Annotated in this window: 22 protein-coding genes; 6 read left to right on the top strand and 16 right to left on the bottom strand. The window is 36.1% G+C overall.

What is annotated here, in order from left to right; all coding sequences use genetic code 11:
• The first annotated feature begins 65 nt into the window (after positions 1–65).
• Together FC88_RS12730 and FC88_RS12320 are read left to right on the top strand one after the other, a co-directional pair.
• The gene (locus FC88_RS12730; RefSeq protein WP_083484654.1) at positions 66–395 is read left to right on the top strand and encodes an iron-sulfur cluster biosynthesis family protein; all 330 of its coding nucleotides are present in this window, start codon (positions 66–68) and stop codon (positions 393–395) included.
• A 10-nt stretch (positions 396–405) separates the two neighbouring features.
• A complete protein-coding gene (locus FC88_RS12320; RefSeq protein ID WP_057816050.1) occupies positions 406–1,020 on the top strand; it encodes a GNAT family N-acetyltransferase in 615 nt (204 codons plus the stop codon).
• A gap of 38 nt (positions 1,021–1,058) precedes the next feature.
• Here FC88_RS12320 and FC88_RS12315 read toward each other — a convergent pair whose 3' ends face one another.
• Positions 1,059–2,021: a GH25 family lysozyme gene (locus FC88_RS12315; protein WP_057816048.1), complete on the bottom strand. Its 963-nt coding sequence runs from the start codon at positions 2,019–2,021 to the stop codon at positions 1,059–1,061.
• A gap of 223 nt (positions 2,022–2,244) precedes the next feature.
• On the opposite strand from FC88_RS12315, the gene FC88_RS12310 reads away from it, so the two are divergent.
• Together FC88_RS12310 and FC88_RS12305 are read left to right on the top strand one after the other, a co-directional pair.
• Positions 2,245–2,652 carry an iron-sulfur cluster biosynthesis family protein gene (locus tag FC88_RS12310; RefSeq protein ID WP_057816056.1) on the top strand — a complete coding sequence of 136 codons (408 nt, stop codon included), beginning with the start codon at positions 2,245–2,247 and terminating at the stop codon, positions 2,650–2,652.
• Positions 2,653–2,820: 168 nt separating this feature from the next.
• On the top strand, positions 2,821–3,228 hold the full coding sequence (locus tag FC88_RS12305) for an iron-sulfur cluster biosynthesis family protein (protein WP_057816046.1): 408 nt from the start codon (positions 2,821–2,823) through the stop codon (positions 3,226–3,228).
• An 80-nt stretch (positions 3,229–3,308) separates the two neighbouring features.
• On the opposite strand, the gene FC88_RS12300 is transcribed toward FC88_RS12305, so the two are convergent.
• Positions 3,309–5,984, bottom strand: coding sequence for a cation-translocating P-type ATPase (locus FC88_RS12300; RefSeq protein ID WP_057816045.1), 2,676 nt, complete (start codon positions 5,982–5,984; stop codon positions 3,309–3,311).
• 193 nt (positions 5,985–6,177) lie between these two features.
• Positions 6,178–7,134, bottom strand: a complete 957-nt coding sequence (locus tag FC88_RS12295) for a GH25 family lysozyme (RefSeq protein WP_057816043.1) — start codon at positions 7,132–7,134, stop codon at positions 6,178–6,180.
• 192 nt (positions 7,135–7,326) lie between these two features.
• Between FC88_RS12295 and FC88_RS12290 the strand changes: the two genes are divergently transcribed.
• Positions 7,327–8,007: a YjjG family noncanonical pyrimidine nucleotidase gene (locus FC88_RS12290; RefSeq protein ID WP_057816041.1), complete on the top strand. Its 681-nt coding sequence runs from the start codon at positions 7,327–7,329 to the stop codon at positions 8,005–8,007.
• Here FC88_RS12290 and FC88_RS12285 read toward each other — a convergent pair whose 3' ends face one another.
• Positions 8,008–8,958 carry an NADPH:quinone reductase gene (locus FC88_RS12285; RefSeq protein ID WP_057816039.1) on the bottom strand — a complete coding sequence of 317 codons (951 nt, stop codon included), beginning with the start codon at positions 8,956–8,958 and terminating at the stop codon, positions 8,008–8,010.
• A 44-nt stretch (positions 8,959–9,002) separates the two neighbouring features.
• On the bottom strand, positions 9,003–11,300 hold the full coding sequence (locus tag FC88_RS12280) for a nitric-oxide reductase large subunit (protein WP_057816038.1): 2,298 nt from the start codon (positions 11,298–11,300) through the stop codon (positions 9,003–9,005).
• Positions 11,301–11,595: 295 nt separating this feature from the next.
• On the opposite strand from FC88_RS12280, the gene uhpT reads away from it, so the two are divergent.
• The gene (gene uhpT / locus FC88_RS12275) at positions 11,596–12,975 is read left to right on the top strand and encodes a hexose-6-phosphate:phosphate antiporter (protein WP_057816035.1); all 1,380 of its coding nucleotides are present in this window, start codon (positions 11,596–11,598) and stop codon (positions 12,973–12,975) included.
• Positions 12,976–13,025: 50 nt separating this feature from the next.
• Here the strand turns inward: uhpT and FC88_RS12270 are convergent, their stop codons facing one another.
• The 11 genes from FC88_RS12270 to FC88_RS12220 all read right to left on the bottom strand — a co-directional run bounded on the left by FC88_RS12270 (position 13,026) and on the right by FC88_RS12220 (position 25,254).
• Entirely contained in the window at positions 13,026–13,838 is an 813-nt protein-coding gene (locus tag FC88_RS12270) for an HAD family hydrolase (protein ID WP_057816033.1), read from the bottom strand.
• Positions 13,839–13,901: 63 nt separating this feature from the next.
• Complete coding sequence (locus tag FC88_RS12265; protein WP_057816032.1) at positions 13,902–15,788, bottom strand: fructose-bisphosphatase class III; 1,887 nt, start codon at positions 15,786–15,788, stop codon at positions 13,902–13,904.
• Between the two features lie 125 nt (positions 15,789–15,913).
• Positions 15,914–16,297 carry a VOC family protein gene (locus tag FC88_RS12260; protein WP_057816030.1) on the bottom strand — a complete coding sequence of 128 codons (384 nt, stop codon included), beginning with the start codon at positions 16,295–16,297 and terminating at the stop codon, positions 15,914–15,916.
• A gap of 9 nt (positions 16,298–16,306) precedes the next feature.
• On the bottom strand, positions 16,307–17,293 hold the full coding sequence (locus FC88_RS12255; RefSeq protein WP_057816028.1) for an aldose epimerase family protein: 987 nt from the start codon (positions 17,291–17,293) through the stop codon (positions 16,307–16,309).
• Positions 17,294–17,341: 48 nt separating this feature from the next.
• Entirely contained in the window at positions 17,342–18,013 is a 672-nt protein-coding gene (gene pgmB, locus FC88_RS12250) for a beta-phosphoglucomutase (RefSeq protein ID WP_057816026.1), read from the bottom strand.
• Positions 18,014–18,076: 63 nt separating this feature from the next.
• Positions 18,077–20,320 carry a glycoside hydrolase family 65 protein gene (locus FC88_RS12245; protein ID WP_057816024.1) on the bottom strand — a complete coding sequence of 748 codons (2,244 nt, stop codon included), beginning with the start codon at positions 20,318–20,320 and terminating at the stop codon, positions 18,077–18,079.
• 59 nt (positions 20,321–20,379) lie between these two features.
• Positions 20,380–21,483: an ABC transporter ATP-binding protein gene (locus FC88_RS12240; RefSeq protein ID WP_057816022.1), complete on the bottom strand. Its 1,104-nt coding sequence runs from the start codon at positions 21,481–21,483 to the stop codon at positions 20,380–20,382.
• An 88-nt stretch (positions 21,484–21,571) separates the two neighbouring features.
• Positions 21,572–22,192 (bottom strand): hypothetical protein, encoded by a 621-nt coding sequence (locus tag FC88_RS12235; protein WP_157060472.1) that lies wholly within the window; start codon positions 22,190–22,192, stop codon positions 21,572–21,574.
• Between the two features lie 57 nt (positions 22,193–22,249).
• Positions 22,250–23,062 carry a carbohydrate ABC transporter permease gene (locus FC88_RS12230; RefSeq protein ID WP_057816017.1) on the bottom strand — a complete coding sequence of 271 codons (813 nt, stop codon included), beginning with the start codon at positions 23,060–23,062 and terminating at the stop codon, positions 22,250–22,252.
• Positions 23,059–23,922 carry a carbohydrate ABC transporter permease gene (locus FC88_RS12225; RefSeq protein ID WP_057816014.1) on the bottom strand — a complete coding sequence of 288 codons (864 nt, stop codon included), beginning with the start codon at positions 23,920–23,922 and terminating at the stop codon, positions 23,059–23,061. The genes FC88_RS12230 and FC88_RS12225 overlap by 4 nt, the downstream gene beginning before the upstream one ends.
• A gap of 24 nt (positions 23,923–23,946) precedes the next feature.
• Positions 23,947–25,254 carry an ABC transporter substrate-binding protein gene (locus FC88_RS12220; protein WP_057816013.1) on the bottom strand — a complete coding sequence of 436 codons (1,308 nt, stop codon included), beginning with the start codon at positions 25,252–25,254 and terminating at the stop codon, positions 23,947–23,949.
• Between the last annotated feature and the right edge of the window lies 1 nt (position 25,255).

The following is a 25,255-nucleotide window of genomic DNA, read 5'->3' as shown; positions in this document are numbered from 1 at the left end:
GGTGTTTTTTTATTTATTTTTTCTTAAGGTGGCTAACTTGATTATAAAATTCGCCGAAATTAAATATCAAGCCACGAGCAAAAAAATATTTAGCCAACAAAATCCCGACCAAAAGTAATTTACTTTTAACAACGACCGACGGAACAAATAATAGTGCAACTTGTGCTTTAGTTTATAGTTTTCAACTAATTATTATCAATAAACCAGATTCAAAATTTTCAATCTTGGTTGACAATAATGCCGGTTATAAAATTTGGATAAACCCTTCCGAAGAATATTTATTTAATGACGGTCTCAGCCTAAATTTTTCACACGGTTCCTTGGTCCTCAGTGACAATGGTGGCGTGATGGATTCAGCTGTTCCTGTCATTGATTGGCGCGATCTTGTTAAATAAGGAGCCCAAAATGACTAAAATCCAGATTAAAGAATTTAACCCTACAGAACTCGAAAAAGTTCGTCAATTCGCTACTACTGGCATGCAATTCGACAAATACATCAACAATAGATTTGCCCTGCATTTTTACGGAAAAATCGTTGCGGAAATGGAATTGAAGAACTCCACCATTGCTTTAGGAGCCTACTTAAACGACAAATTAGTTGGATTCATTTTTGCCAGAGTCAATTTTCAAAGATTAAAATATTCCAATTTAAAAAGAAATTTAACAGTCAGCATAGGCAATAAATTAATTAATCTTTTTGATAACGATGATATGACAAAAACTTATGATCAAGCCAATCAAAAAATGCTCAAACAATTTATGAAAAACAAGCCTGACGGTGAAATTACCTTCTTTGCTGTTGATTCTAATATCAAACACCAGGGTATCGGTACGCAATTACTTGAGGCATTAGAAAATAAGCTCCATCAACAACAAATTTATGTTTTCACAGATTCGAATTGTGATTATCAGTTTTATTTAAAAAAGGGATTTAAAATCTTTGATCAAATTGATGTCACTTTAGATCAAAATGATCCAACACCATTAACTTGTTTCCTATTATATAAAAATATTTTGTAAAATAAAAAGCCAACTGGGAAATCCCAATTGGTTTATTTTTATCCAATAATATATTTAGCATCGACCCACTCGTTTGTAGCAACACGATGATAAGTAACACCATCGATAGTCTTTGTTTGATCAGTTACCCAAGGAGTATTGTTGGCTAAAGCACGATTAGTTATTGTCTTTGTGATGTTATTTTGAATGGCTACTAAAGGCACATAACTACCATTACTATTATTTACGCTAATTACCCCCTTTGAGGAAATTGCGTTATTTTTCGAATTACTATTAGTTTGATTACTACTATTATCTACACTAACTGTTTGTGGTGCTTGATAACTCGTAAAATAATTATCGTAAAGCTGTGAGACATCAAAATTACCATAACTGCCATCGAATTGATAATGGCTCGTCCATTGCCAACCATGAGCATTAGGATACCAATACTGATCAGTAGCATCATAAGGATAAGCGGCTATCCAACCTTTTTTGACTTGCATGACCAAATTAACCCAAGAGCCCATCGTGTAAATATCAGAACGATAACCATATTTTGCTACTTGATTAATGAAAGCAATGTTACTTTGAGTATTTGTTCCCGGATCGTTATGTTGCTGTTCAGTACTTTCAACATCAGTTACCAAAACAGCTCCCGCTGGCAATCCGTCGGCCTTAGCAGTTTGAGCAGCAAAATTAGCTTCAGCAATAGCTTCGTTTACATTACTATAGTGAGCATAATGATAACCATGAATATAAAGTCCCGCAGCTTGTGCTGTTTTAATGTTATTAGCTGCATAAGCATCCTTATAAGTAGTTCCTTCACTGATCTTAGTAACGGCAGCTTTTACACCATAATTATTATGCATATCTTGAAAGTTAGCGATTGTCATAGCTCCATTATGATTGGAGACATCAACCATATCCATACGTGCAGCATCGACCGTGGTAACGCAGAAAAATAACGTTACTAGTGAAGCAATTGTTGCAATAATCGCAGAAATTTTCTTCTTAGACATAATTCTCCCCCTATAACAAAAAAATATTTATTCAAAGTATACCCTCTTTATCATTGATATAACGGTATTTCTAGAAATCTTAAAAACAATATAATAATTATTTCAGCCATTTAAGTTGTGCACAATCAATTTATGTGGTATAGTATTAACTGTAATAAAGGTTGTACACAACTTAATGTTTGGCAATCAATTAAATTTAGTTCCCGAAAGGATCTTATATAAAATGAAAATCAATATTAAAGAAACTCAAACATACTTAAAGAATAAAGAAGTTCCAACAAACGCTAAAATGATTCTAACAACTGACGATGGTTCAAATAAATACTCAAGCCTTGGTGGTAGTTGTGCTATCGGTGATAAGTTCCAAATCGTTATTTTAAAGGATGATGATCCTAATTACACAATCGACTTAGAAAATGATGCTGGTCTTGATCTTAAGACTTCCCCATCTGATGCCGACTTATTAGGTAATGGTCTTAACATTTCTGTATGGCACAATGCTTTAGCTCTTAAAGATAACTCTGGTATTCTTGATGGTTCACTAGCTGTTGTCGATTGGAGAAATGTTAAACCTGAAACTGACCAAGAACGTCGTGACAAAATGATCAAGCTTGGTGACCAAATTTGTTAATCAGTTTGTGATTAATTTATCTAATTACCAAAAATATATTTTGCTTTATTGAGCTGATAGTTTGCAAGAATTCACAACATGCTGTAACTTAAAGTACGTAATGAGAATAATTGTAAACTAATCAGTGTTGCACAATTCAAATTATTGTAACGGAAAGGATCTTAATTTATGAAAATTAATATTAAAGACGATGCACAAAAATACTTAGCTGATAAAATACCAGCAGGAAGCACAATGATCTTGACTACCGATGATGGTTCAAACAAGTACTCAAGTCTTGGTGGTAGCTGTGCTATTGGTGATAAATTTCAACTAGTTATTCTTAACGAAAATGATCCTAAATATACTGTTCCGATTGAAAATAACGCCGGCTACAAACTAGCTACTGAACCTCAATATACAGATTTCTTCACTGCTGGTCTTAACATTTCTCTATGGCACAATGCCTTGGCTCTTAAAGACAACTCAGGTATCTTAGATGGTGCTCTTTCAGTTGTTGACTGGAGAAACGTTAAACCTGAAACTGCTGAAGAACGTCGTGCAAAAATGGAAAAACTTGGCGACCAAATCTGCTAATCATTTACTAATAATCAAAAATACACTAAAAGACCTCGACATCTATTTTGATATCGAGGTCTTATTTTTATTTATAAGTACTATTTTTTACCTGCACGGCGTTGGAAGAATTTAACAATTTCAACGATTAAAATCATCAAGACTCCGGCACCTAAAACAATCAACCATTGTTCTAAGTTTAGTTCAGTTACATGGAATAGACTGTTGAATCCTGGAACAACAATCGTTGCTGCTACCATGATAAATGATGTTAATACACCAATATTAAACATCTTATTCTTGAACATATGAACTTTAAAAATAGATTGATAAGTCGATTTAACATTAAATGCGTGGAACAATTGAATCAAAGCTAAAGTTGCATAAGCCATTGTTAAAGCATCAGCGTGCATTGCATCATTAGCTGTGTGAACTGGGAACATGATGGCTAATCCATAAACTCCTAATGTTATTAGTCCTTCAAGAATACCTTGATAAACAATTGAAGAACCGATTCCGCCACCTAAGAAACTAGAACGACGTCCACGAGGTTTTTTATCCATAATACCTGGTTCAGTTGGTTCAACCCCTAAGGCAATTGCTGGGAAAGTATCGGTTGCTAAGTTGATCCAGAGCAATTGAACTGGTAATAAAATATCCCAACCTAACAAAGTCATCATGAACAATGTCAAAACTTCACCTAAGTTAGCTGAAAGTAAGTATTGAATTGATTTTTGAATATTGGAGAAGACCTTACGACCTTCTTCAACAGCAACGATAATTGTAGCAAAATTATCATCAGCCAAGACCATATCAGAAGCACCTTTTGAAACTTCAGTACCTGTGATACCCATACCAATACCGATATCAGCAGACTTCAAAGCAGGAGCATCATTGACACCGTCACCAGTCATCGCTACAACTTTACCTTTATCTTGCCAAGCTTTAACGATTCTAACCTTATGTTCTGGAGAAACACGAGCATAAACTGAATATAATTGAACTTTCTTTTCAAATTCTTCGTCACTCATTTGGTCCAATTGAGCTCCAGTAATGACTGCTGCATCATCACCAGCTTCAATAATTCCTAATCGAGCAGCAATAGCTTCAGCAGTATCTTGATGGTCACCAGTAATCATCATTGGACGAATACCAGCTTTTTTAGCATCAGCAACCGCTTTAGCAGCTTCAGGACGTTCTGGATCAATCATCCCAATCAGACCTGCAAAAACTAAATCATTTTCAACGGTCTCTGAATCAACGGTTTGTGGAATTTCATCGATGATCTTATACCCCATCGCCAAAACTCTTAGAGCTTGAGTTGCCATTGATTTATTTTGCTTTAAGATTTCTGTTTTGTCAGCCTCAGTAAAATCAGCAACTTCATCGGGAGTCTTTTGAATTTTGGTAACTCTTTGTAACAACATGTCAGGAGCACCTTTAACTGCTACTAAGAATTTACCATCGGATAATTTGTGAATCGTTGACATCAATTTACGATCTGAATCAAAAGGTACTTCAGCAACACGAGGTTCCTTCTTCAATTCATCTTCAACTTGATAATCATGGTCAAATCCAAATTGGACCAAAGCAGTTTCTGTTGGATCACCGACTAAGGTACCATCGTTTTGAATTTTTGTATCATTGGCAAAAGTCATCACTTGAAGGACTTTATCGGCACCAGTAATGTTTGATGAAGCATCATTTAACTTACCGTATTGATAAAACTTTTCAACGGTCATTTTATTTTGTGTTAAAGTACCAGTTTTATCAGAAGCAACGATATCCGTACTACCCAAAGTTTCAACAGCTGGAAGTTTTCTAACTAAAGCTTTACGCTTAGCCATTCTAGTTGTTCCAAGAGCCAAAATAATCGTAACGATAGCTGGTAGACCTTCTGGAATTGCAGCTACGGCCAGTGAAATTGCAACTAACATCATGTTGATAACTAATTCATTCATAGGCAATCCTGAATGATTATTGAATATACCAACGGCAAAGATCACAGCAGCGATCCCTAAAATCAACCAAGTTAATGTTTTACCAAGTGAGTTTAAATTATCTTGCAGTGGTGTGCTAGTTTCTTCGGCTTTGTTGATCATTCCAGCAATCTGACCAACTTGTGTGTCCATCCCAACACCAACTACGACCCCAGTTCCACGACCATAAGTAACATTACTATTCATGTATGCCATGTTCTTACGATCACCTAACGGAACGTCCTCATCGGGTAAAGTTTTCGCTTCTTTTTCAACCGGAACGGATTCACCAGTCAAAGCGGCTTCTTCTATCTTCATTGAAGCTGAGTCAATCAAGCGGATATCTGCTGGAACAATATCACCAGCTTCTAGTAAAACCAAATCTCCTACTACTAAAGCTTCACTACTAACTGTTTCTAGTTTACCATTTCGTTTGATATGGGCTTCAGGTGTCGACATTTCTTTCAATGCATCAATTGCTTCTTCAGCTTTTGATTCTTGGAAAACGCCAAAGACAGCATTAATAATTACCACTGCCAAAATCAAAGCCGCATCAGCCCACTCTTGAGCCACAAATCCAGAAATCAGCGCTGCGACCAATAAGACAATAATCATGAAATCTTTAAATTGATCAAAAAATCTTTGGAACAAATTCTTTTTCTTGCCTTGTGCTAAAGCGTTTGGCCCATTTTCTTCCAAACGCTTTTTCGCTTGGTCGGTACTTAATCCAGCTTCACTAGTTTGCAACTTATCTAATAGTGAAGCTTTATCCAGTGCATAATATCGAGTATCTTTCAAAATCCAACCCCTCCTTTGGTTTAAAAAAAGAGACTTGCACGCCAAAAAGCGTACAAGTCTCACTAATTAAGACAAAACCAGACTTACGTCTTGCTGACGATTTTGTCACAGGCAACTTTTCTGCAAGTTACTCCCTTGTTTAAAATCAGTATATCGAATATCTATATTTAAATCAAAGAAAAGATGCAATAAATTAAATTATATATTTGGCATTAACCCATTCATTGGTTGCTACTCGATAATATGTTGTTCCATCGACAACCTTAGTTTGATCAGTTTGCCATGATGTGTTATTTGCTAAAGCACGATTAGTTATCGTTGTCATACTTCCGTCATCTTGTAAAGCCATCAACGGTACATAGCTACTTGAAGAATTGTCTACTTCAATTATAGAACTAGTAGATCCACTATCAGTTACAGCCGAATCATCTGTTGAGGTGGTTGTACTTGAAGTATTTGGTGACTGATATGTTGTAAAGAAATCATCATATAACTCAGATACATCAAAATAACCACTGCTTCCACTAAAAGTATAAGTACTCGACCATTGCCAGCCGTGATTAGATGTGTACCATTCTTGTCCAGCAGGATTATATGGATATGATGCGATCCAACCGGTATCGACATTCATTACACTACCGACCCATGAACCCATGGTATAAATTGTTGAACGATAACCATACTTAGCAACTTCGGTCATGAAAGCTTGATTATCGGCATCATTTTGTGATTCAGATACAGAACTTTGTTCTGAACTTTCAACATCAGTAGCTAAAACTGCTCCTTGTGGTAACCCATCAGCTTGAGCCAATTTTCCAGCATAATCTGCTTCAGCAATCGCACTAGCTACGCTATTATAATGAGCAAAGTGATAACCACTAATATACATGCCCGCTTTTTGAGCATTTGCAATATTATTAGCAGCTGTACTATCCTTAAAAGAAGTACCTTCACTAATTTTAATTACGACTGCTTTAACGCCATAGTTGTTGTACATATCTTGGAAATTAGCAACAGTCATAGCTCCATTATTGTTAGACACATCGACCATATCTGTCCTTGCAGCACTAACATTAGTTGCTCCCAAAAGTACTACCAAAAGCGAAAATATCAAAGCTAAAAGAATTGTCGTTTTTCTTTTTAAAACCATTATCAAATCTCCCTCTTGTTGTTATCACAACAAAAGAATTATAAAACTGGTATTAAAAAATGAACCAAAAATTACATGATTGTACTAATAAATTAACATGGTAACTATTTTTTAATCAAAAATTAACTTGATTTATTGTTTTTTTTGATTTTTATTTTTAACAACAATTCTTGCTTATTTACGGAGGTTTTTATGAACTATAAATACATCTTAATCGACTTAGACGACACTATCCTAGATACGAGAGCCAACACACGTAATGCTCTAAAAGAAATGTCAGAATTCGTCGATTTTCCCTTTAATGATGAACAAATTCAATATTGGTATCAGATGAATGACTACTTATGGAAACAATTGGAAGAAAAACAAATTAGCCGACAGGAACTGATGAACAGTCGCTTTCCAAACTTATTCCGTCATTTCAATAAAAAAATCGATACTACCAATATAAATCAACAGTACTTTGCTGTATTAAACCAACAACATGAATTAATGCCCGGTGCTAAAAAGACTCTACAAGAATTAAATAAAACTTATCGGTTATTTGCCGCTTCAAACGGAACTAGCGATAAACAGTATTCCCAGACTGCTGGTGCAAAAATCGACCAATATTTTGAAAAGATATTCTTATCAGAAAATATTGGTTTCGATAAACCTGATAAAAAATTCTTCGAATCTATTGAAAGTGAACTACAAGCACCGCCAAAAGATTTCTTAATGATCGGTGACTCACTTTCTTCAGATATAGCCGGTGCTAATGATAGCGATATTGACAGTCTTTGGTATAACAAGAATAAAAAAGTCAACCAAAGTCACGTCAAACCAATTTTTGAAGTAACTAGTCTACCAGAAATCATTAATATCCTTCAGTAATTATTCCATAGTTAAGACAATTCTCTTACCTTTAGTTTGTTGATTTTCCAGCAATTGATGGGCCTTTGCTGCTTGATCAAGTGGCATTTTTATAATTTCATCAGTTAACAAACGTCCAGCTTCAAAATTATCATTTAAAATCTTGCCCGCTGATTGGATTTGGCTTAAAGTAGCGTGGCTGATGACGAATCCATTGATGCTTTGGCTCTTCGTGTACATTTGACGAACACGAAAATTGAATTGATTATCTTTTGGAGCTGTAATCAGAGCAATTTTCCCATATAAATTCAGATGATCTAAGTTGTCTTGTAAATTAACCTTTCCGGACGTATCAACAATGTAGTCATAACTACCTTGGATTGATTTATGGTAATCGAATGTCTTATCAGTTCCCAATTGCTGTAATTTCTCAAAATCATTGGGATTACTAGTAGTCGTTACTTCAAGGCCCAATGATTTGGCCAATTCGATAAATTTTGTCCCGACGTGGCCTGCTCCGCCCTCAATTAAAATTTGTTGATCACTTTTTACTTGAAGTACATCTGACAATACAATCGCGGCGGTGGCTGAAGAATGAACTGAAGCAACTAATTTAACTGGATCAACTTCTGGTGCACGAAACAGTCTTTTTGCAGGTACGGCAACAAATTCACTACTCGTACCCATGCGACCGTCGTACCCCATACTGTTGGTCCAAACTAAATCGCCTATTTGAAAATCAGAAGTATCTTTTCCAATCGCACTGACTGTTCCAACAGCATCTCGTCCAATCACGAACGGAAAAGCTTGTTTAGTTTTAAAACTTCCCGCTCTAACAAAAGTATCGACAAAATTCACTGATACGGCTTTAACTTTTACTAAAATTTCATCTGTTTTTAATTCTGGGACTGGCAATTGAACAATTTTTATGGTTGATGCCGGTCCATTTTTTTCGATATATGCTGCTTTCATAATTACTCCTGACAAAAAAGACATCCGACTTGGATGTCTCTTTTCTATTTAATATCGTAATCAACTGGATTGATTTCTTTAGAAGCTTTCTTCAAGTGGAACATAGCTCTGAAGAAGATAACTAACAAGATGACCACTCCAGCTGTGAAAATAATATCAGGCACTGATCTAGCAATCGTTAAGCCATTTTCTAATGGTTGACGATAAAAGCTGATCTGTCTAGCGTGCCAATAACCATTTTCAAGAGCATCTTTTAACTGTAAATAACCCAATGGCATCAAAGTAACGAAGACCATTCCAGCTAAACCTACATTCATTGTAATGCATGCCCATTTGATCCACTTCTCAACTTTTGTAGTCCAGAAGTTAGTTTCAGTTAAATGTCTAATGGCAAACAACATGATAGCAACGGAGAAGAATCCGTAAACACCTGCCATTGAAGCATGAGCGTGTGCTGAAGTCCATTGTGTTCCGTGTTCAAAGTAATTGATAGCTGGGGCATTGATCAAGAATCCTAAAGCACCAGCACCTAAGGCGTTCCATAAACCAGTTGAAACTAAGAACATAAAAGTACCTTTGTAAGGGAAGCCTTTATGACTATCTTTATAAACACGATAATGAGTATATGCTTCCCATACCAATAGACAAAGTGGGATTACTTCTAGTGCTGAGAAACAAGCACCTAAGGCTAACCAAATCGAGTGGTCACCTTCCCAGAAGTAATGATGTCCCATACCAACAACACCTGTTCCCAATAGTAAAATCAATTGGAAATATAGCGCTCTGATAGTTGATTTGATAGTTGTTAACTTCATATCGACCATCAAATAACCAATCAAGATAACCGCAAATGACTCGAAGATTCCTTCAACCCACAAATGAACGATCCACCATCTCCAGTAATCAGCGAATGTGACGTGTGAATTTGGCAAGATGAAGAGCGATGCCAAATAGAAAGCTGGAATGGCGATGGAACCAATGATCAATAATTGTAGTAATCTGGAACGATGAAGATTCTTTTTGATTTTAATTGCTGGTACGAAACCACGCAACATAATGAAAATCCACAAGAACATCCCAATAATGAAGAGAATCTGCCAGAATTTACCCATTTCAGCGTATTCCCAGCCATAATGACCAAAAATCCACCATTTACCATTGATAAAACCAAGTGTTGATCCCCACTCACCTAACATGGAGCCACCAACGACAATGATCAAAGCCCAGAACAAAATATCAACTAAAATTCCTTGACGTTTTGGCTCTCGACCAAGAACCCGTGGCGTGATATAAATTCCAGTTGCTAACCAAGCTGTAGCAATCCAAAAAATAACTAGTTGCAAATGCCAAGTTTTCGCTAGATTGAATGGCCAGATGTATTGCAATGGCAAACCAAAGAAGGTGTCTTCAACATAATAATGCGACATCAACTCACCTAAAAGAATTTGAACTAAGAACATCATCATAACGATCAAGAAGAACTTAGCTGTCTTTCTTTGTGAATTACTGATTGGTTCATCCGTCCTAATTTCCGGTATATCAGCGTATGATTCATTAAATTGCATATCAAAATGATATTTCTTATAGAAATAAATTACTACTCCAACACCAGCAACTAATACCGCAACGGATAAAGCTGTCCAAACCATAGCCTCACTAGTCATAATATTGCCAGCATCTAAATCATAGGGCCAATTATTAGTGTATGAGTATGTTTGATGTGGTCGATTAGTTGATGACAACCAAGCACCCCAGAAGAAGAAATAAGTCAATTGGTCAATTTTATCACCATTTTGCATGAAATCATCAGTATTGTTGTGAATCATGTTCTCCGGTAAACCTGCTTCGTGAGGATTATTTCTAAACTCATGACGGTAGTGTTTCGTCAAATGATTCACCCCAGCCACTTGCGCAGTAGTCAAAACTAATTGATCCGTTTTACTATTGTAGCGATTTTTACGGATCTCGTGTTTTACTCTTCCCTTAATTCCTGATTGTTTTTCAACACTTAAATCTTTGAAATTAGTTTTGTATTGTTTTTGAGCATAATAATTTTGCATCCCCTGAATATAAACGTGCAAAGATTGTGCCGTGTAGTCGGGACCAAAATAAGTTCCGTTTCCTAAATAGGACCCGTAGTCAGTTAAGCCATATTTTTCATAGACCGCTTGTCCAGAAAGCAATTGTTTCTTAGTGACGATAGTGGTTCCTGATTCATCTACCATTTTTGAAGGCCTAGGTGCTTCGTTTTTAAAAATCAAAAATCCACCTGCAATCAAAATAGAAAAGGCAATTACTAGAACCCAAAGAAGCGTTCTATTCAGTCTTTTATAGACTTGCATTCTATCTCCCCCTATAACAAAATCATGGTCAATTTCGAATAATTTCTAAATGAACAAAGAAGACCACACTTTGAGTGTAGTACGCTTACAATTGAATGTAAATGATTTTTATATGATTTAATTATATTCTTGATATACTTTTATAAATATCAAGTTTTGCACTTTTGTATATGGGATTTGATGTGGAACCGGTTCGATAGACTAGAATAACCGTGATTACAGCGTTGATTAGTTTACATTGCGTTATAATCGATTTGGTCATAAATAATTTTATTTTTATTGGGGAGGGATTTTTATGTTACATTATTTTGACCTGAAACGTCCTCAAAAATTGGGCTTATCAATTGACGAACAAAAGAGTCGTTGGTTTCGTGAATTCTTAAAGTCATTTTTGGTCGTCTTCTTCGTTTATTTCTGTATGTATTTGATCCGGAATAATCTTTCTGCAGCACAACCTTTGTTAGTTAAAGATGGGATTTCTACAACTTCACTAGGTTGGATCGGTTATGGATTCTCACTAGCTTATGGGATTGGTAAAACCGTCTTAGGTTACGTTGTCGATGGTAAGAATACTAAGAAGTTCATGTCATTTCTTTTGATTCTCGCTGCAATTATGACATTAGTCATTGGGGTTGCCTTATTAATGGATCAAGCCCCCGTCGGATTAATCTTAGTCCTCTGGTCATTGAATGGTATTTTCCAATCACCTGGTGGTTCAGCCTCCTTGTCTACCATTTCACGTTGGACAACGACTACTACTCGTGGACGCTATATCGGGATTTGGAACATTTCTCATGAATTCGGTGGTGCCGTTGCTGGTGTTATTGCTCTTTGGGGTGCAAACCATCTCTTTGGTGGTAACGTCGGTGGTATGTTTATTTTTCCCGCTATTATTGGTTTGATTATCGGTTTCTGGGGATTATTCTTCGGTGCCGATGACCCACAAGAACTAGGTTGGGACCCTAGTGAAGTCATCTTTGGTGAAAATATCTCAAAAGCTGATCAATCGGCTTCTAAGATGAGTAAGTGGACTATTTTTAAGACCTTTGTTATGAAGAGTCCTTGGGTCTGGCTATTGTGTATCGCTAACGTCTTTGTTTATGTCGTTAGAATCGGAATCGTCAACTGGGCACCTTTGTACACCGTTCAACAACTTCACTTTACTGTTGCTCAAGGTGCTAACACTTTGTTGCTCTTCCAACTAGGTGGCATTATCGGTAGTGTTGTTTGGGGCTGGTTCTCTGATCTTCTGAAAGGACGTCGGGCAGTCGTTTCGATTATCTGTTTAGCTTTAACGGCCTTCGTTGTTTTAGGCTATCGTTACGGAACAACTCCTATGATGATCAATACTTCATTGTTTTTCTTAGGTATGTTGATTTACGGACCACAACTACTGATTGGTGTTTCTGTTATCAGCTTCGTTCCTAAAAACGCCTTGAATGTTTCTGATGGATTGACAGGTACCTTTGCTTATATTTTCGGTGATTTGATGGCTCAAGTTGGTTTTGCGGCTATCGCTGACCCTAAACAAAATGGTCTCTCAATTCTTGGAATGAATCTTCATGGTTGGAATGATACCTTCATTGTCTTCTATTTGGCAGTCGTGTTGAGTATCGTTATTCTAGCCATTATCGCTATTGGTGAAGAAAAGCGGATTCGCCAACAACTAAACTAATCTAACAAAAACAGGTTTGATTCCTTAGTCGAAATCAAACCTGTTTTTATTTACTTTTCTTTTACAAAATAATCTTCTAGAAACTTAGCTAGACCATCTTTAGCATTAGTTTCGGTAACAAAATTAGCTACCTTTTTAACCTCAGGTAAGCCATTACCCATTGCTACTGAATATTTAGCTTCTTTCATCATCCCAACGTCATTCATTCCATCACCAAAAACAAAAGTATGATCATAATCAATACCCCATTCTTGTTGAATTCTTTTGACCGCAGTTCCTTTATCCGTCCTCAATGGTATCATCTCCAAATTATCTGGACTTGAAGATGACATTTCCATTAGTTGGCTGTCGACCAATTCATCTCGAACGATATTGAGCTCCGACATATCGCCACGACTCAAAATCACTCCATTAGTAATGTCTTTAGTAACTGATTCTAATTCCGAAAAGCTTTCGACTTCCTCATAGCCAAAATCTTCATCAAAATTACCAGCATTTTGAGCTATAAAATCAGGAATTTTTCTAGTGAAGTAGGCTTTTTCTGGTGTGAACAGCATCATTGGCAACTGATATTTGGACGTTATTCGATAAGCTAATTTAACTGATTCTGAACCTAGTTTAATTATTTCACGACCCTTTGCTCCATCAAATACAGCACCGTTAGACGTTATCATTTTTACATTAGGATTCAATAGTCTTTGTGTAATTTTAGCTAATTCATACATACGTCCAGTTGCAATGTAAAAAACTACGCCTCGCTGTTGTAAATCTTCGATTGTTTGCTTAGTTCGTGGAGATATATGCTTATGATCACTTGTTAAAAGCGTTCCATCAAGATCCATAAATACTAAATACTCTGGCATGAATTTTCCCCTCGATTTTTTAAATAATTTCATAATCTATTGTAGCAAAGTTTTTGTAATCGGTTACTTTATTCGGGCTAATTGTTTAAGTAATTCTTCTCTTTGTTGCTTTAATCTCTTACCAACATCGGTTTGAGCGACTCTTTTTCGACTTACAGCTTGTTCTATTACCCTTTTGGTCGAAACAACGTCAGTCATTTCTTTGATTGCTTTATCTCTAGTTGTAAAAGGCTCGTGGGTCACTAATTGCAAGCCATAAGAATTTGATAGCAGTGTGTATCCACCAATACCAGTCGTTTTGTGATATGGCTTTGACATTCCACCATCTATCACAAAAATTTTCCCATTAGCCATAATTGGCGATTCTCCAACTCTGACTGGCGTATGACCATTGATAATATGACCATTCTCTAAGCCAAAGTTTTGTAACAACTTATCGGCAAACCATTCTTCTTGACGTAAAGAGTAATAAGGATTTAAAACTTCAACATGGGTCTTTTTATCAGCGATAAAATAACGTTCAAAAGTTGTCATTCGGTCTTTTCCAAACAGAGGCGATAATTTTCCCGTCCATAAATACCAAATCATATCAACATCTTGACTAGTCGCTTTATTTTTTAAAGCTTCTCGGATGATTTCATCGAAATAGTCAAATAGAGTATGTCCAAAATATTTATGACCATCAATTTCTAAACTCAACAATTCTCCATTTTTATCAACGGGAACACAACCGTGTAACAAAAGATTATCATTATATTTTAAATACATTGAACCGTTGTCAATCAAATAATTAATATGACGATGTAGCTTCTCTGAGTTAGCAAATTGTTCCATCAAATAATCAATTATTGCAGTTTCATCTTCCGTCAATTGATAAGGATCCTCTCGATCAATTAACTGAAAACATCCCTCTTGAATAGGATAAGTTTGTCCATCTATCGTGATAGTTTGACGATCAAAATCAATTTTTTCTAATAAAAGCCGACTCTCCATTTGAAATTCTGGATGTTTTTTTATTGTTTGACCTTCTAATTTAAACTGCATGATGGCAGCGGCCTGTTGAACGCAGCCATCGATTGTTGCTTGTGATTTAGAAATTTTTTTGCCTGTGTCCGATTTTGGTAAAAACACTGTTTGTGCCTGATAATTTTTCAAAGAAAAATCAACCATCTTCTGTAAATCGATTCCATATGCAGTTTGTAAAATCGTTAAATTATCATAACGTGCACAAATTCGTAAAAGGTTTAGCATACACAATTTAGATCCAGCCAGACTACCCATCCACAAAATATCGTGATTCCCCCATTGAAAATCAAAACTCTGCCAATGTCTAGCTAAATGTTCGATCACAAAATCCGGATGTGGACCACGATCATAAATATCACCGATAACATGAACGTGATCGACTACCAAACGCTGAATAGAATGACATGTTGCAATAATGAACTCATCAGCCATTTGTAAATCAATAATCCCATCCAAGATATTCTGATAAGACAATTGTTTTGTTTCCATATTGTTATCAGCATAAAGTAATTCTTCAGTCACATAAACAAATTCGGGATCGAGGGTTTTTCTAACTTTAGAACGAGTATATTTGTTAGCTGTATAACGTAACATTTCAATTAAATTATTAAAAGTATCCATATACCACTGCGTCAAATCATCTTTATCATCAATACTAGCTTTCGTTCTTTTCAAAATTTCTGAAGGGTAATAAATCAAAAAAGCTAACTTCTTTTGAGAAACGCTAGACAAACGACCGGTAAATAATTCAGCAATTTTTTGTTTAGTATTTCCTGATCCATTACGCATAATGTGGGCAAATTCATCATATTCACCGTGGATATCGCTGACGAAAACTTCGGTACCTTTGGGCAATCCTAAAATTGCCGATAAATTAATCAATTCCGTCTTAAGTTCATTTTCCGTTGTAAAATTATTAGCCATTTGTATATACCTTTCTAAATATTATTGATTAAATAGTTATATTAACAATGACAATTAAAACTATACCATTTAAAGAAAACGATTCCAAGACACAAAAAAGACACCCATTTGGATGTCTAATTTTTTTAAACTGTCAATTCGATTTGATTGCCTTCAGGATCACAAACGACACTTTCATAGTACCCATCACCAGTCACTCTAGGCCCACTTAGATGTTTGTAGCCAGCTTTTTTTATTCTTTCAGTTAACTGGTCAACTTTTTCTTTTGATCCTAAGGCAATAGCAATATGCATATAGCCGAGTGGATTACCCTTTTCATGATGTCGGTTCAGGTCATCTCTAGTACCGACTTCTAATCTTGCTCCATCTGGAAAAGTCAAAAAACGAGAAGAAAAAGTTGTGACTGGATTATGATATTTGTCTGAAGCTCTAGCCTCAAAATAAGTTTCATAAAATTCGACTGTTCGTTCTAAGTCTCGTACAAATAGACCAACGTGTTCTATCCTCATAAAACCCCTCTAATCTAATTTTCTATATTTATACTTATTAGTGTAGCTTACTTTCTGATTGGCGGGTAGAATTGTGTTTCCAAAGTCTGGATGATGAATGGCATCTGGCAAAGTTTGTAATTCCATAGCAATTGAACTGAAATCATGATTTTGAGCTTTCGTAGAATCAATTGGATTAGCTGTGAAAATAACTAAACCATCTCTATCAGTATATAAATCAATTGCACGATGCTCAGACTTCAATGTAGCAGCCTTTTTACCAACAACAAAAGCATCATCAAATTCAACTTTATCCAATGGTTTAAGCTGTTTTAATCCCTGACCTATTTTTTTGAAATTTTTAAAATCATAAGCATTAGTCGTAGCTAGTAATTTTCCAGTGGGAATTTTTTTGTTGTCAACATCAACAAAACGTTTAGAATTAATTTTCAATTGTTGCTGGCGAATATTTTCATCGTCAATATCAAAATAAACGTGACAAGTTGGATTAAATAATGTGTCGTGATCAGTTTTAGCGTTGTAAGTAATTTGTACCTCATCATCATCGTTTAAACTATAACGAACTTCGACATCCAATATCCCTGGAAATTCATCTTCACCTTTGACTGTATGAGTAAACAAAACTGAATTATCTGAATCGATCGTACTGTCAAAGTTTTGACTCTGTAATCCATGATCACCACTGTGCATCACATTCTCGCCATTGTTAGGTGTCATCTGATAATCAACGCCATTAATCGAAAATTTAGCACCTTTGATTCGTCCGGCAACCCGTCCAATAGTTTTTCCAACCATGTAAGGCGTTTTAATGTAATCTTCCAAGTTATTGAAATGCTCGATCAAAGAATGCTTAACACCATCTTCAACCACTTCAAAGTTTTGCCACGTTGCTGCATAAGTCAAAACATTGATACTAGTTTGATTTTTATTTGTTATTTTGTATGAATAAACGGGATCAGTTCCAATTTCCCCAAAAATTGTCTTCGTTACTGTCATATTTCTACCCATTCTGTGCAATCAATATCTGATACTGCGATTAGATAATTAATCCATAGCCTTTTTAATATTTTCTAACGTTACTTCAGAAGTATCGTTGAAGTTAATATCTGCTTCATTAAGAATCTTTGGATCACCAATCCCAAGAGAAGTTTCATAAGCCCCGTTGATTGATTTAATTCCAGCAATTGCATCTTCTAAGCCGATACATTCCTCAGGTTTTAGGTTTAAGACCTCAGCTCCACGAGTATAAATTTCTGGATCAGGCTTTCCATGAGTCAAAGTGGCTGGATCAACTTTTCCATCAAAGTATTTGGCTAAATCTAATTTTTTCAAGACGATTGGTGAATTTTTTGAAGAAGAAGCCAAAGAAATCAAATAGTGATGAGCTGATAAATCTTCGATAAATTCCTTCATTCCTGGCAAAATATCATCTTGACTCAAAGAATCTAACAATCCTAAATAGTTATCGTTTTTCTTAGCAGCTAACTTTTCCTTTTCAGCTTGCGTGTAGTCATTTTCTTTGCCACCAGCTTTAAGGATTAAATTCAAGGAATCCATTCTGGCGACCCCTTTTAATTGGTTAGCCAAATCTTCAGTCCAAGTAACACCCAATTCATCAGCCAATTGATGCCAAGCTTTGCCATGATAAAGTGACGTATTAGCAATCACGCCATCCAGATCGAAGATAAAACCTTTAATTTGTTCAAATTTAACCATACTATTCTCCTTTGATAAAAAAGTGCCTGAATAAAATTATCCAGACACCTTTATTTTTTACAATTATTTAAGCATTTGTGGCTTACCGTAAACTTGAATCTGTAATGGTTCACCAGAAATCAATCTGAATTGTGGTCCATCACTTGAAACAGACACTTCAATTACACGATTTCTAAAGACTTGTCTAAATGAATAACTGTTCCATTTCTTAGGCAAGAAAGGCTTGTAACTTAACGTTCCATCATCAGCTACTCGCATACCGGCAAATCCTTGAACCATTGCTAGCCAACCACCAGTCATCGAAGTAATGTGTAAACCATCCGCGGTGTCGTTATTATAATTGTCTAAGTCTAGTCTAGCGGTTCTCTCATATAATGCAACCGCTTTCTCTTCGTAGTGAAGATCAGCAGCTAAAACAGAGTGAATTGCTGGGGAAAGACTTGATTCATGGACTGTCATTGGTTCATAAAAATCAAAGTTACGTTTCTTTTCACGTTCACTGAAGTCGTCGATGAAGTCCCAAATCCCTTGGAGAACATCACCTTGTTTGATATATGGCGAACGTAAGATTTTATCCCATGACCAATATTGATTGATTGGCAATTGATCACTTGGAATAGTTGAAACGGGATCATGATTCTTATTCAAGTAACCATCATGTTGAACGAAGATACCCAAATCTTCATCATAAGGTAGATACATCTTATCGATGATGTCTTGCCACTGATCCATTTCAGCCTTAGAAACAGCTAGCTTATCAAATTGTTCTTCTGAAACTTCGCCGAGAATTTGCAACGTATACTTCAAGGTCCACTTAGCTAAGAAGTTCGTGTACCAGTTATTATCAACGTTATTCTCATATTCATCTGGTCCGGTAACGCCAAAGATCATGTAACGGTCATGACGCTTGCTGTAGTCAACTCGATCAGCCCAGAAACGAGAAATCTCTGTTAGAATCTTGCTGCCTTCATTGAGAACAAAGGATTTATCACCGGTATAACGAGTATAGTTATAAATAGCAAAGGCTATATCGCCGTTACGGTGAATTTCTTCAAAGGTAATTTCCCATTCGTTATGGCATTCAATTCCGTTGAAAGTAACCATTGGGAACAAAGCACCCTTTAAGCCTTGTTCTTTAGCATTGACGTAGGCACCGTCTAATTGGTTATAACGATACATCAAGAGATTTCTTGAAACATCTGGTTGAGTGATACCTAAGTAAACTGGAATACAAAAGGCTTCGGTATCCCAATAAGTAGCACCACCATATTTTTCACCAGTGAAGCCTTTTGGTCCAATGTTCAAACGAGAATCTTCACCAGAATATGTCGTCAATAAACCGAAGAGATTGAAACGCATGCCTTGTTGAGCATCAATATCGCCGTCAATTTTAATATCTGATTGGCTCCAACGTTGGTCCCAAACATTTTTGTGTTCACTGAGTAATTGTTCATAAGAGAACTTAGTAGTTTTGGCACTAACTGCTTCAAGGGCATCTCTTAAATCGTCAACCGTTTCATAATCACGTGATGTTAAAACAACGACACGTTTTTCAATGCTTTTAACTTCTTTTGGCTTCAAAGTCTTTTGGAAAATTTTGCTTGTCTCAATATCGGTAACTTTTTGATCAACTTCATCTAAGTCAGTTACATATTTGGCATCCATCCCCGAAGTAAATCTCGGCGTACCAAAGTCATTAGGCTTAGTCTTGGCAATCAAATAATCTTCGTTAATTTCTAGAACTTGCCAGAAACGTTCGTCGTAGTTAGCATCTTCATTTTTTACATCAGCATCAATACTTGAGATGACTTTAATAGTGACATTTTGATCAGAAAGGTTCTCAAAAGTTACTTTTTGAACTGACAAATTCTTCTGAGCAGCACTTAAAAATCTTACAAAATTAAATTTGATCTTTTTACCATCTTTGTCAACGATAAAAGATCTCGATAAAGTGGCATCTTTCATATTTAAATCTAATGTGAAATCACTGATTGAATCTTTATTTAAATCTAGTTTTGATCCATCGATCAAGAAATTCATTTTAATGAAGTTGACGGCATTAATGACCTTTCCAAAATACTTAGGATAACCATTCTTCCACCAACCGACACGTGTTTTATCGGGGAACCAAACCCCTGCTAAGTAAATTCCAGGAAGACTATCCCCTGAATAATCTTCTTCGAAATTACCTCTCATCCCCATGTATCCGTTACCTAGACTCGTAATACTTTCTTGGAGTCGCTTGTTTTCTTTATCTAAATTGTGGGTTAAAACATTCCAAGGACTAACTTCAAAAATCCTTTGCATTTTGACACCTCCTATAAAAAAAGGCAATTAGGTAAACACCTAATTACCTTTTATAATCCTTAAAGAATTGTTTCTTCTGTATCTTTGTCAAAGTAATGTGCTTTTGTCATTTCAAAAGCCATTTGAACGTTATCGCCAGGTTGTCTATGATCACGTGCATCAACTTTTGCAATAAAGTCAGTTCCACCGAGATTAGAGTAAAGGATTGATTCAGCACCTAGCAATTCGGAAACTTGAATCTTAGCATTAATTATGGCATCAGGGAAAGCTTGAATTGCAACTTCTTCGGCATGAATATCTTCTGGACGAATACCAAAAGTAACTTCCTTGCCGACGTAACCTTTTTGTTGAAGTACTTTGTATTGACCTTCAGGAATAGCGATGTTGATACCACCGTCATTTACAATTTTGCCATCTTCAATTTTGACATCGAAGAAATTAGTAGCTGGTGAACCAATGAATCCAGCAACGAATTTATTTTCTGGCTTACTGTACAATTCAGAAGGACTACCAACTTGTTGAATCTTACCATCACTCATGATGACGATACGATCAGCCATAGTCATAGCTTCGACTTGGTCGTGAGTAACATAGATAAAGTTACGTCCCAAACGTTGATGCAATTGAGCGATTTCAGTACGCATCTGAACTCTCAACTTAGCATCCAAGTTTGACAATGGTTCATCAAGTAAGAACAAGTTCGCATCACGGACAATGGCACGACCTAAGGCAACACGTTGTCTTTGACCACCTGATAGAGCAGCTGGTTTACGTTTCAAATATGGTGTCAATCCTAAGATTTTAGCGGCGTTTTCAACCCGTTTCTTAGTATCTTCCTTATCGTTTTTACGAATATTTAAACCAAAAGCCATATTATCAAAGACTGTCATATGTGGATACAAGGCATAGTTTTGGAAAACCATCGCGATATCACGATCTTTTGGTTGAACCTTATTCATGACCTTGCCGTCCATCTTAAAGTCACCTTTAGTAATATCCTCTAGTCCCGCTATCATACGTAATGTGGTGGATTTACCACATCCGGAAGGTCCAACGAAGACAATAAACTCACCATCTTTAATGTCTAGGTTGAAATCACTAACTGAATAGTCAGTATTACCTTGATAGCGTTTGTAAATGTGTTCCAAATTAATTTTTACCATTCTTAACGCTCCTTTTATTTTTTGACTTCCAGTTAACTAATAAGTTTAATCTTACTAATCAATCTAGATGTGTCCTCCACACCCAAAGTCAATCCTTTTTGGCTACTTGACCACCTAATAATCTGTATGAGACATACGTTGCAAGCGAGACACTACAGATTACACTCAAGAAGGCCAACTGCAAAACGAAATTCAACAATATCAAGATTAAAAATACTATTACTGAGATTATAATTGGTAAAGGCTTTTCAACGAATAGAGTCAAAGTACTCTCAAACTTATTCGTTGCTAATTGGAAACTAGCAGCAACTAAAGCCATGAAGTAAACGAACGTTAAGATCATTACTGCTACATGCCATTGCGTGCTTCCCATTGCAATTTTATTTAATAAAATAAACAAACTTGCAACAAAACCTAAACCAAAGTTGAGAAGATAGTTTTTCTGAAAATCAAACCATTTTTTAAAAAAATATTTGAAAAAACTTACACTACCATTTAATTGCCATTCTTGAACTGCTGCATAACTTGCAACTAATCCAGGAATTGTAAAAACTGATAACATCAACCACACGATTACTAGAAGTACCGTATAGGTTGTTGAAAACTTCAAACTGAACAAGATAATTGCTGTCAATATCACTGGAAAATTGATGATAAAGAATGAGAAATTAATGGTAAACAATGACCAAAGCCAGTTACCACTAGCCATTAATCTTTGTCCGTTTTTCGATTTGAGATTGATCACAATAATCTGTCCTTTCTTTAATTACTTAACAGCACCATCGGTAACACCCTTGATGATCCATTTTTGTGCGAATAGATAAAATAGGATGACCGGAATGATGGAAATAGTGATACCAGCCAAGGCTAAGTGCCATTGCTTTGTGTATTCACCGAAGAAATTAAACATTTGAAGTGGAATTGTGTATTGCGCTTGAGGCAATACTAGTGATGGCAATAGATAATCGTTCCAGATAGCAATGATATTTAGGATTGCTACAGTAACTGTGATAGGACTGAGCATTGGGAAGATAACTTTAGTAAAGATCTGCCAACGACTTGCCCCTTCTAGTTCAGCTGATTCATCCATTGCGATAGGAATACTTGATAATGTACCCTGATACAAGAAGACTGACAAACTACAGTCAAATCCTAGATACATAACGACAAGTCCCCACATGTTAAGAAAATGTACAGCACCGAAGTTAGCTGTCAAAGGAATCATAACTGATTGGAAAGGAATCAACATAGCGGAGATGAATAGCAACAACAATCCACTACTCAATTTACTATGATTTCTTTGCAGAGCATATGCGGCCATTGATGAAGCTAAAATGATGACCAATACACTGCAGACTGTAATAATCAATGAATTCGTTAACGAAGCGATAAAGTGTAAAGCTTGGAACGAATTAACATAGTTATCAGTTGTACTTGGATGTGGCAATGATAAAACTGATGCAAAGATACCTTTTGGTGTCTTAAATGAATTTGATACGATCAAATAAAATGGGAACAACCATAAGATACCTAACAAGAGTCCGACAATTCCAATAACGGTTCTACTTTTTGTTTTCAATGGAGATCAGCCTCCCTCTTACGGTTATAAGCAACTTGCAATAGTGAAATAGCAGCAACAATTACGAAGAACACGATAGCTTTAGCCTCTGACAAGGAGAAGTTAGCTGAGTTATAAGCGGTATTAACAATATCCATCGCTAACATTTGTGTTGAATTGTAAGGACCACCATTTGTCAATGACAAGTTTTGATCATAAATCTTAAAACCATTTGATAAAGTTAAAAACATGCAAACTGTAAATGCAGGAGCAATCATTGGGAACGTGATTTTTGTGAAACGTTGCCATGCTGAAGCTCCATCGATCTTTGCAGCTTCGATGATTTCATTAGGGATGTTTTGTAGGTAAGCGATGTAGATGATCATGATGTAACCACTCATTTGCCATACTGTAACAATAACTAGTCCCCAGAAACCAGTTGTTTCATTTGTTAGCCAATTCAATAGCCAATGCATATGCAAGGCATTACCTAAAGCTTGGAAACCTTGAGTAAAAATAAATTGCCAGATGAAACCTAAAATTAAACCACCAATCATATTTGGCATAAAGAAAACGGTACGTAAGAAATTATTTCCCTTGAATTTTTGTGTTACTAATAATGCTAAGCCCAAGCCTATTACGTTCAGCATAATGACAGTGACAATTACAAACCCCACTGTAAACCAAAAGGCGTTAATAAACGCCTTATCGTGGAACAATGTTATGTAATTTTGAAATCCTACCATCTTGGTAAAAGTTAAACCGTCCCAATCAGTAAATGAGTAAAACAATCCTTCAATTACCGGAATAAATACTACCAAAGCTAACGCAATGAGGGTTGGTGTTAAAAATAGCCAAAACGAAAGACTTCTATTTTTCATATTCATTGCCCTCTTTTGTTACTTTTAGTTAGATGATTTTTGTTGTTTTGCCCAACCATCTTTCATATTTTGAACTGTCTTATCCCAGCTTTGTTTGCCTGATAAGTACTTTTGTAGATTTGGTTGTGCAACATCTGGATCCCATGAAGTACCAGTGTATCCTGGGAATGCCCAGCCTGTTGTCTTGTGATTTTGTGAGTATTCAAAGACTGATGTTGTCAATGGATCGCTCATCTTAAAGTTATCGTAACCCTTGTAAGCAGGTACAAAGTGCAACTTGTTTACAACTTGTTTCTTACCTTCCTTAGATGTGTACATCCAGTCTAAGAAGTCTTTAGCAGCTTTTTGTTCTTGTGTTGATTTCTTACTATTAACTGCCCAGTATAGTGAAGTACCGACAGGCATCTTGCCTTCTTGACCAGGTACAGGAATAGGAATCATACCAACGTCGTTCTTAGCAAAGTCTTTATCGATACCTTCGATTGTAGGATAGATCCAGTCACCTTGTTGAATCATAGCAACTTTACCTTGTGAGAAGTATTGGTTAACTTGTGCTGAGTAATCTAGTTGCATGATTGGTTGGATAGAATAAGTCTTTTCAAGATCAATCATAGTCTTCATATCATTAGCCTTTGTGAATGGCATCTTCTTTGATTTGTAAAGTTTCAAAGCGTTACCATTGAAGTCTTGACCAATGTATAGGTTTGCCAAGTGATCTGAGAATACCCAAGCTTCTTTACCAGGTGTAGCAAAGACGCCTTTGATACCTAATTCACTCTTTTGTGCATCAATTTGTTTGATAGCTGCTTCAAGTTTATCCATAGTTGTCAAACTGTTTGGATCAATACCAGCCTTTTGGAAGACTTGCTTGTTATAAACTAAACCATAACCTTCAACGTTGAATGGAAGTCCAACGGTCTTACCATTAGTCTTAACAGCGTCCAAAGTACCAGGTTGTGCAGCCTTTGCTGCCTTTGTATTTGACAAATCTGCTTCATGTGCTTTGAATTGTTGCACATCAGCTGGACCAGCCAAACTGAAGATTGTTGGTGCATTACCAGATGAAATTCTGGTCTTTAGAACTGGATCATATTGAGTACCACCACCGATTGATGTAACTTCAATCTTTACATGTGGATGTGACTTTTCATAATCCTTAGCAATTTGTTTGAATTGCTTGTTGTTCTCAACCTTTCCTTGAAGAATTGTGATCTTAACATCCTTACCTGAGGATGAACTGTTACCACACGCTGCCAGCATAAACGCTGCACTGGCTGCCAGAGCAACAACTGCTATACGCTTTCCAAAGCGTTTCCAGAAGTTCTTCTTCATT

This window comes from Companilactobacillus futsaii JCM 17355 (assembly GCF_001435505.1).
Taxonomy (GTDB): domain Bacteria; phylum Bacillota; class Bacilli; order Lactobacillales; family Lactobacillaceae; genus Companilactobacillus; species Companilactobacillus futsaii.
The sequence above is the reverse complement of the archived record's forward strand: the minus strand, read 5'-3'. Positions and strand labels throughout refer to the sequence as shown.

Coding starts and splice junctions, on each gene's coding strand:
- FC88_RS12255 (WP_057816028.1), bottom strand. CDS start 17,293: ATGACAGTAACGAAGACAATTTTTGGGGAAATTGGAACTGATCCCGTT.
- FC88_RS12270 (WP_057816033.1), bottom strand. CDS start 13,838: ATGCCAGAGTATTTAGTATTTATGGATCTTGATGGAACGCTTTTAACA.
- uhpT (WP_057816035.1), top strand. CDS start 11,596: ATGTTACATTATTTTGACCTGAAACGTCCTCAAAAATTGGGCTTATCA.
- FC88_RS12220 (WP_057816013.1), bottom strand. CDS start 25,254: ATGAAGAAGAACTTCTGGAAACGCTTTGGAAAGCGTATAGCAGTTGTT.
- FC88_RS12310 (WP_057816056.1), top strand. CDS start 2,245: ATGAAAATCAATATTAAAGAAACTCAAACATACTTAAAGAATAAAGAA.
- FC88_RS12240 (WP_057816022.1), bottom strand. CDS start 21,483: ATGGTAAAAATTAATTTGGAACACATTTACAAACGCTATCAAGGTAAT.
- FC88_RS12285 (WP_057816039.1), bottom strand. CDS start 8,958: ATGAAAGCAGCATATATCGAAAAAAATGGACCGGCATCAACCATAAAA.
- FC88_RS12235 (WP_157060472.1), bottom strand. CDS start 22,192: ATGGCTAGTGGTAACTGGCTTTGGTCATTGTTTACCATTAATTTCTCA.
- FC88_RS12305 (WP_057816046.1), top strand. CDS start 2,821: ATGAAAATTAATATTAAAGACGATGCACAAAAATACTTAGCTGATAAA.
- FC88_RS12225 (WP_057816014.1), bottom strand. CDS start 23,922: ATGAAAAATAGAAGTCTTTCGTTTTGGCTATTTTTAACACCAACCCTC.
- FC88_RS12295 (WP_057816043.1), bottom strand. CDS start 7,134: ATGGTTTTAAAAAGAAAAACGACAATTCTTTTAGCTTTGATATTTTCG.
- FC88_RS12320 (WP_057816050.1), top strand. CDS start 406: ATGACTAAAATCCAGATTAAAGAATTTAACCCTACAGAACTCGAAAAA.
- FC88_RS12265 (WP_057816032.1), bottom strand. CDS start 15,788: ATGGCTAATAATTTTACAACGGAAAATGAACTTAAGACGGAATTGATT.
- FC88_RS12315 (WP_057816048.1), bottom strand. CDS start 2,021: ATGTCTAAGAAGAAAATTTCTGCGATTATTGCAACAATTGCTTCACTA.
- FC88_RS12260 (WP_057816030.1), bottom strand. CDS start 16,297: ATGAGGATAGAACACGTTGGTCTATTTGTACGAGACTTAGAACGAACA.
- pgmB (WP_057816026.1), bottom strand. CDS start 18,013: ATGGTTAAATTTGAACAAATTAAAGGTTTTATCTTCGATCTGGATGGC.
- FC88_RS12245 (WP_057816024.1), bottom strand. CDS start 20,320: ATGCAAAGGATTTTTGAAGTTAGTCCTTGGAATGTTTTAACCCACAAT.
- FC88_RS12290 (WP_057816041.1), top strand. CDS start 7,327: ATGAACTATAAATACATCTTAATCGACTTAGACGACACTATCCTAGAT.
- FC88_RS12280 (WP_057816038.1), bottom strand. CDS start 11,300: ATGCAAGTCTATAAAAGACTGAATAGAACGCTTCTTTGGGTTCTAGTA.